The following is a 15,073-nucleotide window of genomic DNA, read 5'->3' as shown; positions in this document are numbered from 1 at the left end:
TCGAAGGACCATTCCATCATGGCAGTCGTAACCAATACCTTCCTGACGACCAACGCGGTCGGCAATCGCGAAGAGCTGTCCGACGTGGTATCCCGTATCACGCCGGAAGACACCCCGATCTATTCGATGATCGAAAAGGGCAAGTGCGTCTCCGTTCACCCCGAATGGGAAACGGACGATCTTGCCGCACCTGGCACGAACGTCGTTCCTGAAGGCGCCGAATATGACTTCGACGCCATCACGCCGCCGACCCGCCTCGGTGACTATACGCAGATCGTCCGCAAAAGCTGGGCTATCTCCGGCACGCAGGAAGTCGTTTCCGAAGCTGGCAACGTCCAGAAGCGGAAATACCAGAAGCTGAAGAAGGGCGTCGAACTCCGCAAGGATATCGAATTCGCCATCGTGTCGCCTCAGCCTTCGGTTGGCGGCAACATCCGTCAGCTCGGCGGCCTCCCGACCTGGATCGTCACCAACGCCTCGCGCGGTGCTGGCGGTGCAAACGGCGGCTTCAACTCTGGTACTGGCCTCACGGTTGCTCCGACCAACGGCACGCAGCGCGCGTTCACCAAGGCGTTGCTCGATACCGGCATGTCGCAGGGCTTTACCAACGGTGCGAATTTCAAGCACATCGTTGCGTCGCCCTACATCAAGTCGGTCTTCGTCACCTTCATGTCGGACGCCAACGTCGCTCCCTTCCGCTATGCGGTGTCCAAGGGCGGCGAGCGCAACACCATCGTCGCGACGGCAGACTACTACGAAGGCCCGTTCGGCACGGTGATGATCCAGCCGGATCGCGTCATGGCGACAACCGCCCTGGCTCGCAACGCCTTCCTGATCGACACCGATTTCCTGCAGTTCGACTGGCTCCGCAAGATCCAGGAAGACAAGGATCTCGCCAAGACCGGGGATGCCGACAAGGGCGTCATCATCGGCGAAGGTACGCTGGTGGTGAAGAACGAAAAGGGCCTTGGGGTCATTGCCGACGTGTTCGGTATGACTGCCTCGTCTTAAGGAGAGAAGAACATGTCCTACTATCCGATCTCCGTCACGGCGGCCACTCTCACCCTCAACAAGCCGACGCATGAAGGCGTTGTCGTCGTCGCAAACCGCGCCGCCGGCATTACCTTCACGCTCCCGGCATCGTCCGGTTCCGGCTGCAAGTATACCGTCGTCGTCGGCACCACGATCACCTCCAACAACCTGATAATTCAGGTTGCAAACAGCACCGACATCATGGCTGGCGTTGCACTCCAGGCAGCAGATGGCGGCTCTACGGTCAACGGCTGGGAAACCGGCGCGACCGACGACACGATCACCATGGACGGCTCCACCAAGGGCGGCGTCAAGGGCGATCGCATCGAACTGGAGGATTACGCCTCCGGTGTCTGGCACGTCCGCATCCTCGGTGCGGCAACAGGCACGGAAGTGACACCCTTCAGTTCCGCCGTATAGCACCCATGACGGGCGGCTTCCGGGTCGCCCGTCTCCACCTTCTCTACAAAGGAAAACGTCATGACAGACCTCGAAAAACAGGCTGCCGAACTCGGCATCAAGGTTGACAAGCGCTGGAGCGACGAACGCCTTCAGCAGGAAATCGACAAGACGCTTGCAGCACCGGCCGCCGGCCAGGAAAACCCGCAGGAAATGAAGCCGGCCTATCCGGTCAACCCGGCGCAGCCCGTCAACGAGCCGGCGCACGATATCGGCATGGACAAGAAGGAAAAGACGACCCCCGTCAAACTCCTCTACGACACCTGGCTTGAAGCCGATGTCCGCACCCCTGCCGGCGAAGTCGTCGACCTCCCGCTGTCGAAGGCCAAGGAGATGATCTCCCAGGGCAAGGCAGCCCGCGCCGACAAGTTTCCGGGTGAATAAGCATGATCAGGGACGGCGATTTCACGCTCGTTGACTACGATTACCGCACCGGGCGCTCTGTCTGGCACTATTTCGACGGGGAAAAGACCGTCGTCCGGACAGATTATCCCGTCGATACCCTGATCAAGCACAATCAGTTCACCCGGAACGAGACTTCCGGCAACAAGATGGGGGATTGGGTCAAAGTTGCCTCAATCCCCCTCAACGTCGCCTACGACGCCGGCCTCGTCAAAGCCCAGGCAGAGGGCGACGAGAAGTTCGTGAAGCGTTTCCTCAATGATGGCGACAACCGCGCCTGGCGGTCATTCGACGGGAATATCTGATGGCCGCTTTCAACGACTACCTCGATCTTCGCGTTGCTGTTGCTGAACACGTCGGCAATCGGAACATCTCCGATGTCATGAGCCGTCTTACACAGTCGGCGGAAGCGACATTGAACCAGAAGCTTCGCCACCGGGAACAGATCACGCGCGCCACGCTCACCTTCACCGCTGGTGAAACGCCACTCCCTGCCGACTTCCTGGAGATGATCAGCGTCTTCGGCGCCTACGGCTACAACATGCAGTCCGGATCGCTGGCTGATGTCAACTACGTTGGATCGCAATATTACCGGTACGCCATCAACGGAAGCGATATCCTGATCAACGGCGTGACCGGCGACAGGGACATCATCTATTTCGCCAAGATCCCGACGATCACGACAAGCGTTTCATCGACCAACTGGCTGCTCGCCCAATATCCGCAGGTCTACCTGTATGCGGTCGGGCTCGAAGCGGCGAAATTCCTTCGCGACTCCGAGCTGACGCAGGTCACCCAATCGCTGCTCGATCGCGCCCTGCAGGACATGAAGGTTGACGACGAGCGGTCCCGCTGGTCGAACGGCACGGTACGGCCGCAGATGGTGATGCCATGAACATTCTGGAAATCACCCAAGCGGTCTGCAAGAACGTCGGCCTTGATGTGCCTGACAATGCCGTGGCGAACACCGATCGTGAATATGTCGAGCTTGTCCAGTTCGCCAAGGAAACCGGTGACGAATGCGCCCGTCGCGTCGATTGGGCAGCACTCCGGGCAACGGCGACGATAACAGGCACCGGTTCCAATGACGATTTCGCGCTCCCCGCCGGGTTTGCACGGCTGACGATCGGCAATGCCGTTTCTGTCGCCGGGGCTCCGGTAAGAGGCGGCATCAGCCAAGACGAGTGGTTCTCTCTCACGCCAATTCAAGGAACGCCACGCTATTGCCGGATCAATGGCACGGCGTCGATCTCGTTCTACCCATACCCGGCGCTCGGGCAAGCCGTTTCGCTCTCCTATGTCACCAAGAACTGGTGCAGCAACGGTACGGCGCTCTGGAACAGCGACAGTGATACGCCACTCGTTCCCGATGATCTGATCACCAAGGGCACGATCTGGCGCTTCAAGCGCAAGTCCGGCCAGGATTTCAGCGATTATCTGGCGGAATTCGAGGCGGTTCTGACGGACTTAGCCGGCACAGACATGCGGGAACGTTCACCATGGCAATAAAGCCGGCCCGCGGTCAGGTCAGGCAAACGGCGCAGCCTAACCCGCAAGCGCCGCGCATGCAGCATAAGACATTCCCGGCGCCGACGCGCGGCTGGGTCGTCAACGAGAACCTTGCTCTTGCCCAGCCTGGCGGCGCCAGCATGCTCGACAACTGGTTTCCGACTGCGACCGGGATCAGATTGCGCGGTGGGTCGCTGAAATACGCGACGATCTCGTCTGGACCGGTTCTGCGCATGTGGACATACAAAAGCGGGCAGGTTGAGGAGTTTTTCGCCTCAGATGCCGCGAATATCTTCAACATTACCACTGTTGCCGACGCTTCCGTTATCCCCACAGCCGCTGTTACCGGGCAAACCAGCGGGTATTATTCGACGGCGCAGATCGGCACGGCCGGCGGCACGAATTATCTCTATGCGGTCAACGGCACGGACTCAGCCAGGCTTTACGACGGGTCGACATGGACGGCGATCACAGGCGTATCGACCCCGGCTATCACTGGCGTGACGACTTCCACCCTGTCATTCGTCTGGCTGTATGCGAGCCGCCTGTATTTCGTCAAGAAAGACACGATGTCGGCATGGTATCTGCCTGTCGACAGTATCGGCGGCGCTGCGGCGGAATTCTCGCTTGCCGGCATTTTCCAGGAGGGCGGCTATCTGCTCTTCGGCGGAAAATGGTCGCTGGATTCCGGCGATGGCCTCGACGACAAATGCGTATTCGTCTCCTCCGAGGGAGAAGTCGCGGTCTATCAGGGCCTTTATCCTGGTGACTCCGGCTGGCAGAAGGTCGGCGTCTACAAGATTGCTCCTCCATTGGGGCCAAACGCGACAATGCAGGCTGGTGGCGATCTTCTCATCGCCACCGAAGCCGGGATCGTTCCTATTTCCGATGCGGTTCGCAAAGACGTTGCGGCGCTGGATCTGTCGGCTGTCAGCCGGAATATCGACACGGAATGGCGCGCAGAGGTCAGCCGGCGCCGCTCTATGCCGTGGGAAATCATCAAATGGCCGACGCGCAACATGATGGTGGTGTCTCTCCCGGTCACGGATAGCTCGGTCAACGCCTATTGTTTCGCCGCCAACCTCCAGACCGGAGCATGGGCCGGCCGCTTCACAGGGTGGAATACCCGCTGCATCGGGCACTATGCCGATAATGGGTATTTCGGAACGAATACGGGCACAATCCACCGAATGGATACGACGGGTTCGGACGACGGCGCAACCTATGTCTCAACCTACGTCGGTCTTCCTGATCATCTCGATAGCCCAGGGCTGACGAAAACTGTCCACCAGGCGCGCGCGGTCTTCAAGTCGAATGTGCCGTTCCTCCCGAAGATAAGCGCATCCACGGATTACCAGATCGACCTCCCAACGCCGCCATCGTCGGTTACCAACTTCACTGTCGACGTTTGGGATAGCGGCCTCTGGGATGTGGCCAAGTGGGATGCAGGCAGCATCTCGCAGACATCGACGCAATGGGTGTCGATCGGCAAGACCGGCTTTTCCGTGAGCCCGCAGGTTCAGATCACATGCGGGGTCACCCCGACCCCGACGACTGAGCTTGTGACCTTCGACATGCTGTTTGAAAACGGCTCGGTGATGACGTGATGCAGGTCGTTTGGGGCGGCTCATCGGCTCCGGATCTTAATCAGGCCATCAAGGGCTGGATCGAGCGGCATATATGGGAAAACGGTCGCGAATTGCCGGAAGCGGTGACTATGGGTGTGTTCGAGAACGGGCAGATCCAGGCCGGCGTCGCCTTCCACGACTGGAACCCTGATGCTGGCGTGATCGAAATATCGGCCGCGAGTAAAAGCAAGCGCTGGCTGACCCGGAACGTGCTGAAAGAGCTATTCGGGTATGCGTTTCAGCATGTTCGTTGCCAGATGGTCGTCGCTCGGATCGACCCTTCAGACGAGCCCTTGACGCGGATTTTTAAGGCTTATGGGTTCGTCGAACATAGAATTCCGCGCCTTCTCGGCCGCGACAGAGACCAACTGATTATGACGCTCACCGACGACGATTGGCGGGCGAATAAGTTCAATCGAAAGAATGAGGTGATCTGATGGGCAAGCCAAAATCTCCCAAGGCGCCAGATCCGAAAGAGACGGCTGCAGCCCAGACCGGAACCAATGTCACAACCGCGCTCGCGAATGCGCAGCTCGGCAACGTCAACCAGTACGGCCCGGACGGGAGCGTCACCTATTCAACCAACGGCAGCCGGTCATTCACCGATCCGACCAGCGGTGCGACGTACAACATCCCGCAGTATACCCAGACGACGACCCTTTCGCCGCAACAGCAAGCGATCAAGGCACAGGGCGATGCGGCAAGCCTCAATCTAGGCACGATCGCCAACCAGCAATCCAACTTCCTCAAGGACTATCTGGCAAAGCCCGTCAACCTCGATACCAACGCCACCGAAGCGCGGACTATGGAGCTTGCCAATCAGCGCCTCTCGCCTCTCGTTGCCCAGCGTGACGAGGATCTGCGCACTCGGCTCGCCAATCAGGGCATCAAGGCCGGATCGGACGCCTACGGCAAGGAACTGAACACCTTCAACCAAGGCACCAACGACGCCTATAACCAGCTTATCCTGAACGGCCACCAGCAAGCGGTTCAGGATATCCTGACGCAGCGGAATCAGCCGCTGAACGAGATTTCTGCTCTGATGTCCGGATCTCAGGTCGGATTGCCGCAGTTCGGCGCGGGCACCAACCAGCCAAGCTTGCCGACCGTCGACTATTCCGGCCTCGTCGAGCAGAACTATCAGAACCAGTTGGGCGCCTACAACACGCAGATGCAGCAGTCGAACGGCATCATCGGCGGCCTCTTTGGTCTTGGCGGCAAGCTTATTGGCCTGTCCGACGAGCGCGCCAAGAAGGACATTAAGAAGGTCGGCGAGATGAAAGGGCACGGCCTTTACTCGTACACCTATAAGAAAGGCAAGGGCGACGGAAAGCACCATGTGGGCGTCATTGCCCAGGAAGTGCAGAAAACTCGCCCAGACGCCGTTTCTCGCCGCCCCGATGGCCTGATGCAGGTTGACTACGGCAAACTCTTCTCGGCAGGAGCCTGATCCATGGCGCTTGGATTTCTCTACGGCGGCAATACGAACGAAACGCCCGAATCCATCAAGCGAAAGCGCGATCTGGTGCGGGCTATCATGGGAGCTTCGAATGCCCCGAGGAACATCGGCGAAGGCCTGAACGCTCTCGGCGACGGCATTGTCGCCAACGTCCTCGATCGCCGCGCCAATGCGGCAGAGAAGACGGGAACGGATACGGCAACCAGCCTGTTCAACAGCATCATCGGCACACCGTCTGCCACTCCGGGAGCAACTGGCGGCGCAATGCCTACGGTTTCGTCGGCTGGCAACATCGCCCCTGTCTCGTCTCAACCGGGGGAGGTCTACAGCCCCTTCATCGACACAGTAAAGACCGGCGTCACCAATCCGTTCGGCCTTGCGGCCGTCGCGGCGACAGGTCAGGCCGAAAGCGGATTTTCCCCAGGTAACGCCAACCGCACATGGGCAGATGGCAAAAACTCAGCCGGCGGCGTGATGTCGTGGAACGGCCCAAGATTGCAGGCGCTGCAAGCCGCCAACGGAGGCAGCAACGGTACTCCGCAGCAGCAGGCGCAGTTCTTTCTTCAGGAGAACCCACAGTTGATTTCGCGGCTGAACAACGCCAAGAGCGTCGACGAAGCCCAGAACCTCATGAACAACGCATGGGCGTTCAAAGGATACAACCAGCCCGGAAACCCCAACGCTGCCCATCGTCTCGCGCTTGCAAATGGCTTTCTGCCAAAGTTTCAGGGGCAGGGCGGCGGGCAGGAGGTTGCGAGCCTAGACCCCGGCGCCGGCATGCCTACCTCTGGCCCACAGAATCAGCCACTCAATGATCTCCCAACGCTAGCCTCTGCTTCGCCAGTTGGTAAGCCGCAGTTTGTTGACCCGCAGGAAACGACTCCCCGAGCGCCGATGCAGGGGCCGACGCAAGCCGCTCCGGCTCTCCCTCCTCCGACGACCATCCCCAACTCGCCGCAGATCGCCGCCGTGCCGCCTGCCGCTCCCCCGCAACAGGTCGCGCAGGCTGCGCCCTCGATGGCACCGCAAGGCCAGTTCGGCGGCGTTGACCCGCGGCTTATCCAGGCCATGTCGAACCCGTTCCTGAACGAAGGCCAGCGCGCAGCCGTGCAGTTGCTTATCCAGCAGCAAATGCAGGCCTCGCAGCAGCAGCAGGAGCAGCAGACGTGGCAGTCTCGCCAAAACTACGAGCAGGCACAACGCCAGAACGACCCGGCATATAAACTCGGGATCGAGGAGTCGCGCCTTAAGGTCGACCAGTTGAGGAACGACCCCGGCGAGATCAAGGTCGTTGACAAGCGACTCGTCCGTACATTCCGCGATGGTCGTGTCGAGGACATCACTCCAAAAGACCCGTCGAACCCGTCCGGTAAGTTCCGTTTCGACGGGCGATCGGTCGAAGGCCAGGCTCTCAACGGCTTGATCGACAGCGGACAATTGACTGAAGAACAAGCCCAGCAGCTCGGGGCAGGGAAGACGATCACTGATCCCTCAACCGGCGCTATGTCCTTCATGACGCCACAGAGCGTCTTCGCAGGTCAGCAGCCCCAATCGCAACAGCCGCCAATTGACCTTTTCGGCGATAATGCCCCGCGTTCACCGGGCGTGGATCTGTTCGGGGATCAGGGCCAACAGCCTCGTCAACCGGTATCGCCGCCGCCTGCGGCCGCCGCGCCGGGTCAGGCGCCAGTTGCTCCAGCTGCCAGCAATGGTCTCATTCCTCTGACGGCGGGGAAGCCCAGCAAACAATTGTCGGAGAGCGAGAGGAAAAACCAGTCCCTGTCTTCTGTCATCGAACCGGAACTGAAGGTCGTCGAGGATAACTATGACGCCCTTTCAGACTCGAAAAACCAAGCTTACTCGCGCCTCCCGTTCAGCGAATTCGTTACCACGCCTGAATATCAGAAGGCGGCGAATTCCCTTCAAACGATCGTATCGTCGTATCTCTATAGCGTATCGGGCGCGACGGCCACGCCTGAAGAAGTGAGGAAGCAGACAGACATTCTGACGCCTCGTCCTGGCGAGTCGAAGGATTCGATCGCCAACAAGAAGGCGCGCGTTCGAACGATGGTAGATGCTGTCAGGCAGGCTGGCAGTTTGCCAGCTCTGGAAGCGCCGGCTTCTCCTCCTGCGGCAAGTGATGATGTCACCAACATGCCAGTCCCTGAAGGCATGGACGCTAATGTCTGGAAATTTGTCCCCCCTGAGGATCGGCGCCTATGGCTGAAGCACTGACCGTCGAACAGCAGCAGGCGCTGGCTCTTGCCAAGGCAAGGGCGATGGCTGCGGCATCACAATCTGCGCCTTCCGCTCCGCAGACCGGCGAAGAACTGCGAGCCCGCGTCTATTCAGACCTTCAGGCCCAGCGCGAAGCCGCGAAGCCGAAATCGCACGCGCCGCGCGATACGGGTAACCAGAATGTGGATTTCCCGACAGTCTACACCGACGAGATGCTCTTCGGTCTGCCAGGAAAAGCCGGGGCTGGCATTCAAGCGCTCTCGCAGGCTGGTCTCGCCGCTCTTCCCGGTGAAACCCCGTGGGAAGACAAGAGCATCGGTGACCTGTACGGCAAGAACCGTGAGCAGTACCTAAACGCCCGCAAAGACTATGCCGAAGAACACCCCGACGCTAACACTATGGCGTCTGTCGGTGGCTCAATCCACGGAGGGGCAGCAACTGGTCGCGCTCTGGGCATGGTTGGGGAAGCTGTTGCCCCCGCTGTCACAGCCAGGCTCGGCAACAGCTATGTCGGACGTATGCTTGCGAACGTCATCAGCGGCGGCGTTCAGGGCGGGGTGTCTGCCTATGGCCACGATCAAGACCTTGGCTGGGGATCTGGCATCGGTGCTGTTGTCGGGGGCGCTGCCTTACCGGTTACGTCCGCTGTCGGCGGCACTGCCAGTGCGATCGGCTCGATGGTGGGGTTGGGGAACGAGGGGCGAGCGCAGAATGCTATCGCAGAGGCTATCCGGCGCTCCGGTCGCGCCCCTGACGATATCGCCGATGAAATTGCACGAGCAGGGCAGCAGGGGCAGCCGGAATATATGGTGGCCGATGCGCTTGGAAATTCTGGTCAGCGCATGCTGACAGGTGTTGCCAGATCTCCGGGGGATATGCGGCAGCAGATTGCCGAACAGCTTCAGCGCCGCCAGGCTGGGCAGACTGATCGCCTCGTCAATGCGTTGTCGGAAGGCTTCGACGCGCCTCAGACGGCAGCACAGACGCGCACGGCGATGACTACCGCACGCGATACAGCCGCAGATGCCAACTACGGCGCAGCTCGGCAAGCAGCGGGAACTGTTGACCCATCGGCAGCCATTCAAGCCGCCGACAACTTCTTGCAGCCAGGCGCATCAGGTGTGATGAACCCAGGGAATAATATCGCCGACGACAGTATCGAAAGCGCTGTTCGCAGGGCGCGCGCGTATCTTACAGACGGAAACTCAATCCTTTCTGACTTCAATGCCGCCTTCAGGGCAAAGCAGGAACTGGATTCGATGATCGATGGTGCTTTGCCGAAGGTACAGCGCCAGCTTATCCCGATCCGCAACGCTCTCGACGACTCCCTCGCCTCCGCGTCGCAACCCTATGCCGCAGCACGAGACCAGTTCCGCCTCGAAAGCCAGAACATCAACGCGATTGATCAAGGCGCCGCCGCGTCTTCCGCCAGAACTAGAGCCGCTGACAATATCGACGGGTTCAACCAATTGACGCCTGAGCAGCAGCAGCCGTTCCGCGTTGGCTACGTCGACCCGCTGATTGCTCGCACCGAAGCCGCGTCCATGTCGCCGACCACGAACAAGGCGCGCCCGTTGATCACCGGCAAGACCGAACAGGAATTCCCGGCATTTGCAGCCCCCGGACGCGGCGATGTAATGGGCGAGCGTATTGCCCGTGAGCAGCGCATGTTCGAAACCGCCAATCAGGCCCTTGGCGGCTCGCGGACGGCCGACAACCTCTCTGACGCCACAGAGATGATGGGTTTCGACCCGACCATGTTGGGTATCGCCGGCAATGCGCTAACTGGAAACCTACGGTCTGCCGGTATGCAGGCGCTTCAACGCGGCGTCAACCTCGCCAGTGGCCGCAATCAGGGGACGCGAGACATGATTGCCCGAATGCTCCTGCAGTCGTCGCCTACCCAAGCGCGGGCAGATCTCGCTGCTGCCGTGCAGCGAGGCGCAAACCTGACGCAGGCGCAACAGAGGATCGTCAACGCTATCATCGGCGTCGGCAGCACAGCCTATTCGCGCTAGTAGCCTCTCCAGAGGAACATGGCGATGGCCACAGCGGCAATCGGCAGAAGGTAATAGATAAGGTCGGCGGGTGTAGGGTTCTCTCCGAACTTCTTCTTCGCCCATTGGCGATCCCCGTAGTCGGGGAATTTGCGGTGTTCATCCGGGTCGTGGTCGATCTGCTTCATTTGGTCTCCAACAATGATTGCTGGAGGCAGACTATAGAGGAAACAGATAAGGTCAGGAAGAGGCCTTTAAGCGCCGCATCTTAGCATTGTGGCATTGGCGGCACAGGCGCCATCCTTGTTTGGTTGTGTAGGTGTTTGATACGGTAAGCTCGTGGCCTTCTTTACAGTGGGTCTTTTGTGCGGCGGCTCTTTTTTTGCCAGCAACTGCTGCAGAGGTATCTTGGCTGTACAGCTTCTCTCTGCTCGTAACCGACTCATATGACAAACCGCGCGCCGCGCGCTCCATGATGATTTCTGTTTTGTGCCCACTGGCTTCAGCAAGTTCTATCGCTCGGTAGCGAATTCCTTCAACAGTCACGTAAACGGCCCGTCGCTGGTTCCTCTGTTGCTGTTTCCGGCTCGCCCAACGGCAGTTTGATGGATCGTAGTTCCCTTCGTTATCAATCCGGTCAATGGAATAGCCGTGGGGCCTATCCCCCATGTCGGCTTCAAATGTCCTGTAGTCACTTCTCCATCGATCACAAACCACTATCCCCCGACCGCCATAGTCTTTGAATTGTATATTGTTCTGGTTGTAGCAGCGGTCCTTCATCGACGCCCAAACGTAATAGTACTTCGGGACAACTTTGAACGGCATTTTACCATCTCCTCTGATGGTTTCTTATGCCACAAGGTGCCAAGAAACGCAACAGGAGAATGCAAAATGCCCCGAAATGGTGCCGGTGTATACTCGAAGCCAGCAAACACGACGGCTGTACCAAACACAACTATTGAGAGCGCAAAATACAATTCGACAATCGACGATCTGGTGACAGACGCTAACACCGCTCGACCAGTAGTTGCCGGCGGCACAGGCGCCACGAGCGTCACGGCGGCACAGACAGCACTTTCTCTGGACGGAAAGGTCATCTACGCCGCCAAGGCCACCAACTACACCGCCCTCCTTGCCGACAACAACGCCGTCATCCGCTTTACCGCAGCCGCAACCCTGTCGCTCACTGCCGTCGCCACCCTCGGCGCCAACTGGCATGTCACAGTCATTGCCGATGGTGGAGACGTGACGATTGATCCGAACGCATCAGAGACGATTGATGGGGCAACGACGCTCCTCCTGGCGAACGGCTCTGCAACGCGCATCATCAGCAACGGCTCGGCCTTCTTCACGGAAAAGCAACTGAGCGCGGTCCAGCCTTTCGCCACCATCGCCAGCGCCGGGACCACGGATCTCAGCACGGTTGGCAGCCAGAACGTCACCGTCACCGGCACGACGACCATCACGGCATTCGGCACGGCCCCGGCCGGCACGCTCCGCCGTCTGGTCTTCTCTGGCATCCTGACTCTAACGCACAATGCAACGTCGCTGATCCTGCCTCAGGGCGGGAATGTCGTCACCGCAGTCGGGGATAGCCTGCAGGCTGTCTCTCTGGGCTCGGGCAACTGGCGGGTGACGAGCTATCAGAAAGTGAGCGCAGGCTCTGGCCTGATCTCTGGAACTGTGGCGGCGGCATCCGGTACGGCTGTGGATTTCACCGGTATCCCCTCCTGGGTGAAGCGCATCACGGTTTCGGTCGAAAGCCTGTCAACGAATGGAACGACCGGTATTTCGCTACAACTTGGCGATAGCGGCGGCGTCGAGGTGACAGGGTATGTTTGCGCCACAGGCAACGCGGGATCGTCTACAGCCGAATTCCCGCTAACTGGCGGGTCTAGTGCCAACACTGCGGTCTACCAGGGAATTACCATCCTCACCCTTCTCAATTCAGCCACGAACACCTGGGTCGTCTCTTCACAGTTCGCGAGAACAGATGCGTCCCAGGGCATCCTCACTGTAGCCGGGTCCAAATCCACGTCTGCCATTCTGGATAGGGTCCGCCTCAAAACCGGCAACGGTACAGACACCTTCGACGCCGGTTCCATCAACATCCTTTACGAGTGAGGGGGCCGATATGCAGAGAATAGAGGTCAATTGCATTTCCGGCACAGTGACCGTCATCGAAATGACGGTCGAAGAGATCGCAGCAATTCCACCATATGATCCGTCCCCGTCGTCTGTATCGGCGCGTCAGTTCAAGCTTCAACTGCTTGCCGCAGGGCTTATCGATGCCGTCGATGCATGGGTGGCGCAGCAGTCGCGAGACGTCCGGATCGCCTACGAGTATTCGGGAACCTTCGTGAAGGACAGCCCCATGATGGTGGGTGGGTTCCAGGCCATGGGGTTCACGACACAGCAGTTAGACGCGTTCTTCGAGGCGGCGGCGAAGCTGTGATCACTTTATCTCGAATATTGATACCGGGGGTTCCCCTCTATCGAGGCGGATATTGGCCCACACGGCGAATGCGGCCATAGTCGCGATATAAACTCCAGCGACAGAAATCACGGCAGGGATAACAGCGAATATACCGATCACATCCCAGAGCAGCGCGAGAACGACAACAAAAGCCAATGCGCCGGCAGGCTTCCAAAGCTTCTCAAGCATCATTTTGAACTCCATCCAAACTAATTCGGCTCTCTGAATACCACGCTTCACCTACGGGGCAAAGATGATCCTTCGATACTTCGCCTATCTGCCCGCAAACCTGCTTCTCGTTGGCTGCGCCTATGTCCTGTCACCGTTCCTCGCCGCCTGGTCGATGAAGCACGGCCCAGTTCTTCCCGGCCGCTGGCGGTGGTTCTCCACGCTGAACGCCGATCTGGACGGCTATATCCCGCAGCGTGTCGCAGGGTTCGATCCAGCCGCCAAGGGTTTCAAACTCTGGTGGCAGCGGACGCGCTGGACGTGGCGAAATCCATGCAATGGGTGGCAGTCCGAAGTGCTGGGCGTCGAGGACATCAATAACGCCTTCACCGTCAAACGCGATATCCCGCTGGCATTCGGCTGGCATCTCAAGTGCTGGCTTGGCTGGAACCCGGTCAAGCGCGGCGGCGATTACTACCCCTACATGCTGCAGGTCTCGCCTAAGCGGTCCTAAGCCTTTCACATCATCGGAGACACCCCATGACAGAGTTTGAACGTGCCTTGGCGCGAGTGCTAACGCATGAAGGCGGCTATGTGAATGATCCGCGCGATCCTGGCGGTGCGACCAACCGCGGAATTACCCAGCGCGTCTATGACGCCTACCGGGATCGCCTCGGCCTGCAGCGCGTCCCGGTCCGCAACATCTCCTCTTCCGAGGTCGAAGGAATTTACCGCTCGAACTATTGGGATCTCGCCAAGTGCGACATGCTCCCGGCCGGCGTCTCCTATGTGGTCTTCGATGGAGCGGTCAATTCTGGTGTTGCGCAGTCCGTCAAATGGCTCCAGCGCGCGCTTGGCGTGACACCTGACGGCGTGATCGGCAATGCCACGCTTGCCGCGGTCCAGAACTATGGCAACCTCGATCGCCTCGTCGATGCCATCTGCGACCGCCGTCTGGCCTTCCTGAAGGCGCTAAAGACGTGGAAGGCATTCGGCAAGGGTTGGGCCTCTCGCGTTGCCGCCGTGCGCGCTACGGGCAAGGCGTGGGCAACTGGTGGCGTCGAGGCGCAACCGCTCGGGCTCGCCTCTGGTGCATCCGTAAAGGCTCTCATCTCCGACGCCAAGCCGGCTCCCGCTCTCGCCGTGGCTGACGCATCGACCGGCGGCGGTATCGGCTCCGGTGGCCTCGCTGCGACCCTCCAGCAGGTGCAGGACCAGCTTTCGCCACTCAGCTACTCCAGCGAGCTTATCGGCAAGGTGGTGGCCGGCCTGATCGTCGTCAGCGCTGCGCTCATGATCGGCGGCCTTGCCTATCGCTGGTATGCCGCCCGTCGCCGCAAGGAACGTGCCGACGCTCTCGATTTGCAGGTGACGGCCAATGCTCAACCTGCTGCCTGATTTCATCAAGCTCCCGGCCGTCGCTCTCCTGGCGATTGCTCTCGCCTTCTATCCGATCCTCTGGCTTGGCCGATCCGAAGGCCGCCAGCAGTCGGCTACGGCCGCGCTGGAGTCCGCCGTCAAACGCTTCGCCGAGAAAGGAAAGATCAATGGTGAGGTCTCTTCTCTTGATGCTGCTGCTCTCTGCAATGATTTCGGGCTGCCAGACGCCGACAAAGCCGATTGCATGCGCCGGGTTCGAGAAGCTTCAGCCCAGCCTTGAAACGTCCATCACGATCATTCAACGCGACCGGCCATTCGCCAATCA

Annotated in this window: 19 protein-coding genes; 16 read left to right on the top strand and 3 right to left on the bottom strand. The window is 59.6% G+C overall.

Annotated features, from left to right (window positions below; genetic code table 11):
• Positions 1-18: 18 nt before the first annotated feature.
• The 11 genes from HJB83_RS02935 to HJB83_RS02885 are packed head-to-tail and all read left to right on the top strand — an operon-like array spanning position 19 to position 10,745.
• Positions 19-1,011 carry a DUF5309 domain-containing protein gene (locus HJB83_RS02935; protein WP_221159374.1) on the top strand — a complete coding sequence of 331 codons (993 nt, stop codon included), beginning with the start codon at positions 19-21 and terminating at the stop codon, positions 1,009-1,011.
• A gap of 12 nt (positions 1,012-1,023) precedes the next feature.
• On the top strand, positions 1,024-1,452 hold the full coding sequence (locus tag HJB83_RS02930; RefSeq protein WP_221159373.1) for a hypothetical protein: 429 nt from the start codon (positions 1,024-1,026) through the stop codon (positions 1,450-1,452).
• Between the two features lie 60 nt (positions 1,453-1,512).
• Complete coding sequence (locus HJB83_RS02925; RefSeq protein WP_221159537.1) at positions 1,513-1,875, top strand: hypothetical protein; 363 nt, start codon at positions 1,513-1,515, stop codon at positions 1,873-1,875.
• A 2-nt stretch (positions 1,876-1,877) separates the two neighbouring features.
• Positions 1,878-2,198 (top strand): hypothetical protein, encoded by a 321-nt coding sequence (locus HJB83_RS02920; protein WP_221159372.1) that lies wholly within the window; start codon positions 1,878-1,880, stop codon positions 2,196-2,198.
• Positions 2,198-2,788 (top strand): hypothetical protein, encoded by a 591-nt coding sequence (locus tag HJB83_RS02915; protein WP_221159371.1) that lies wholly within the window; start codon positions 2,198-2,200, stop codon positions 2,786-2,788. The genes HJB83_RS02920 and HJB83_RS02915 overlap by 1 nt, the downstream gene beginning before the upstream one ends.
• The gene (locus HJB83_RS02910; RefSeq protein ID WP_221159370.1) at positions 2,785-3,402 is read left to right on the top strand and encodes a hypothetical protein; all 618 of its coding nucleotides are present in this window, start codon (positions 2,785-2,787) and stop codon (positions 3,400-3,402) included. The genes HJB83_RS02915 and HJB83_RS02910 overlap by 4 nt, the downstream gene beginning before the upstream one ends.
• The gene (locus tag HJB83_RS02905) at positions 3,393-5,009 is read left to right on the top strand and encodes a hypothetical protein (RefSeq protein ID WP_221159369.1); all 1,617 of its coding nucleotides are present in this window, start codon (positions 3,393-3,395) and stop codon (positions 5,007-5,009) included. Before HJB83_RS02910 ends, HJB83_RS02905 begins: the two co-directional genes overlap by 10 nt.
• Positions 5,009-5,467, top strand: coding sequence for a GNAT family N-acetyltransferase (locus HJB83_RS02900; RefSeq protein ID WP_221159523.1), 459 nt, complete (start codon positions 5,009-5,011; stop codon positions 5,465-5,467). Before HJB83_RS02905 ends, HJB83_RS02900 begins: the two co-directional genes overlap by 1 nt.
• Positions 5,467-6,480 (top strand): tail fiber domain-containing protein, encoded by a 1,014-nt coding sequence (locus tag HJB83_RS02895; protein ID WP_221159368.1) that lies wholly within the window; start codon positions 5,467-5,469, stop codon positions 6,478-6,480. The genes HJB83_RS02900 and HJB83_RS02895 overlap by 1 nt, the downstream gene beginning before the upstream one ends.
• 3 nt (positions 6,481-6,483) lie before the next feature.
• The gene (locus tag HJB83_RS02890) at positions 6,484-8,724 is read left to right on the top strand and encodes a hypothetical protein (RefSeq protein ID WP_221159367.1); all 2,241 of its coding nucleotides are present in this window, start codon (positions 6,484-6,486) and stop codon (positions 8,722-8,724) included.
• Positions 8,709-10,745, top strand: coding sequence for a hypothetical protein (locus HJB83_RS02885; RefSeq protein WP_221159366.1), 2,037 nt, complete (start codon positions 8,709-8,711; stop codon positions 10,743-10,745). Before HJB83_RS02890 ends, HJB83_RS02885 begins: the two co-directional genes overlap by 16 nt.
• Here HJB83_RS02885 and HJB83_RS02880 read toward each other — a convergent pair.
• Together HJB83_RS02880 and HJB83_RS02875 are read right to left on the bottom strand one after the other, a co-directional pair.
• The gene (locus tag HJB83_RS02880) at positions 10,742-10,912 is read right to left on the bottom strand and encodes a hypothetical protein (RefSeq protein WP_221159365.1); all 171 of its coding nucleotides are present in this window, start codon (positions 10,910-10,912) and stop codon (positions 10,742-10,744) included. The genes HJB83_RS02885 and HJB83_RS02880 overlap by 4 nt on opposite strands.
• A 52-nt stretch (positions 10,913-10,964) precedes the next feature.
• Positions 10,965-11,549, bottom strand: a complete 585-nt coding sequence (locus tag HJB83_RS02875; protein ID WP_221159364.1) for a hypothetical protein — start codon at positions 11,547-11,549, stop codon at positions 10,965-10,967.
• Positions 11,550-11,720: 171 nt separating this feature from the next.
• On the opposite strand from HJB83_RS02875, the gene HJB83_RS02870 reads away from it, so the two are divergent.
• Both HJB83_RS02870 and HJB83_RS02865 read left to right on the top strand, forming a co-directional pair.
• Positions 11,721-12,848 carry a hypothetical protein gene (locus tag HJB83_RS02870; protein WP_221159363.1) on the top strand — a complete coding sequence of 376 codons (1,128 nt, stop codon included), beginning with the start codon at positions 11,721-11,723 and terminating at the stop codon, positions 12,846-12,848.
• A gap of 61 nt (positions 12,849-12,909) precedes the next feature.
• The gene (locus tag HJB83_RS02865; protein ID WP_221159522.1) at positions 12,910-13,179 is read left to right on the top strand and encodes a hypothetical protein; all 270 of its coding nucleotides are present in this window, start codon (positions 12,910-12,912) and stop codon (positions 13,177-13,179) included.
• Here HJB83_RS02865 and HJB83_RS02860 read toward each other — a convergent pair whose 3' ends face one another.
• On the bottom strand, positions 13,180-13,392 hold the full coding sequence (locus HJB83_RS02860) for a hypothetical protein (protein ID WP_221159362.1): 213 nt from the start codon (positions 13,390-13,392) through the stop codon (positions 13,180-13,182). It abuts the gene before it with no gap.
• A 61-nt stretch (positions 13,393-13,453) separates the two neighbouring features.
• Between HJB83_RS02860 and HJB83_RS02855 the strand changes: the two genes are divergently transcribed.
• The 3 genes from HJB83_RS02855 to HJB83_RS02845 are packed head-to-tail and all read left to right on the top strand — an operon-like array spanning position 13,454 to position 15,028.
• Positions 13,454-13,882: a hypothetical protein gene (locus HJB83_RS02855; protein WP_221159361.1), complete on the top strand. Its 429-nt coding sequence runs from the start codon at positions 13,454-13,456 to the stop codon at positions 13,880-13,882.
• A gap of 26 nt (positions 13,883-13,908) precedes the next feature.
• On the top strand, positions 13,909-14,766 hold the full coding sequence (locus HJB83_RS02850) for a glycoside hydrolase family 108 protein (protein WP_221159360.1): 858 nt from the start codon (positions 13,909-13,911) through the stop codon (positions 14,764-14,766).
• The gene (locus HJB83_RS02845) at positions 14,747-15,028 is read left to right on the top strand and encodes a hypothetical protein (RefSeq protein WP_221159359.1); all 282 of its coding nucleotides are present in this window, start codon (positions 14,747-14,749) and stop codon (positions 15,026-15,028) included. The genes HJB83_RS02850 and HJB83_RS02845 overlap by 20 nt, the downstream gene beginning before the upstream one ends.
• Positions 15,029-15,073: the final 45 nt, after the last annotated feature.

This window comes from Rhizobium sp. NZLR11, assembly GCF_019685115.1.
Classification (GTDB): Bacteria; Pseudomonadota; Alphaproteobacteria; order Rhizobiales; family Rhizobiaceae; genus Rhizobium.
The sequence above is the reverse complement of the archived record's forward strand: the minus strand, read 5'-3'. Positions and strand labels throughout refer to the sequence as shown.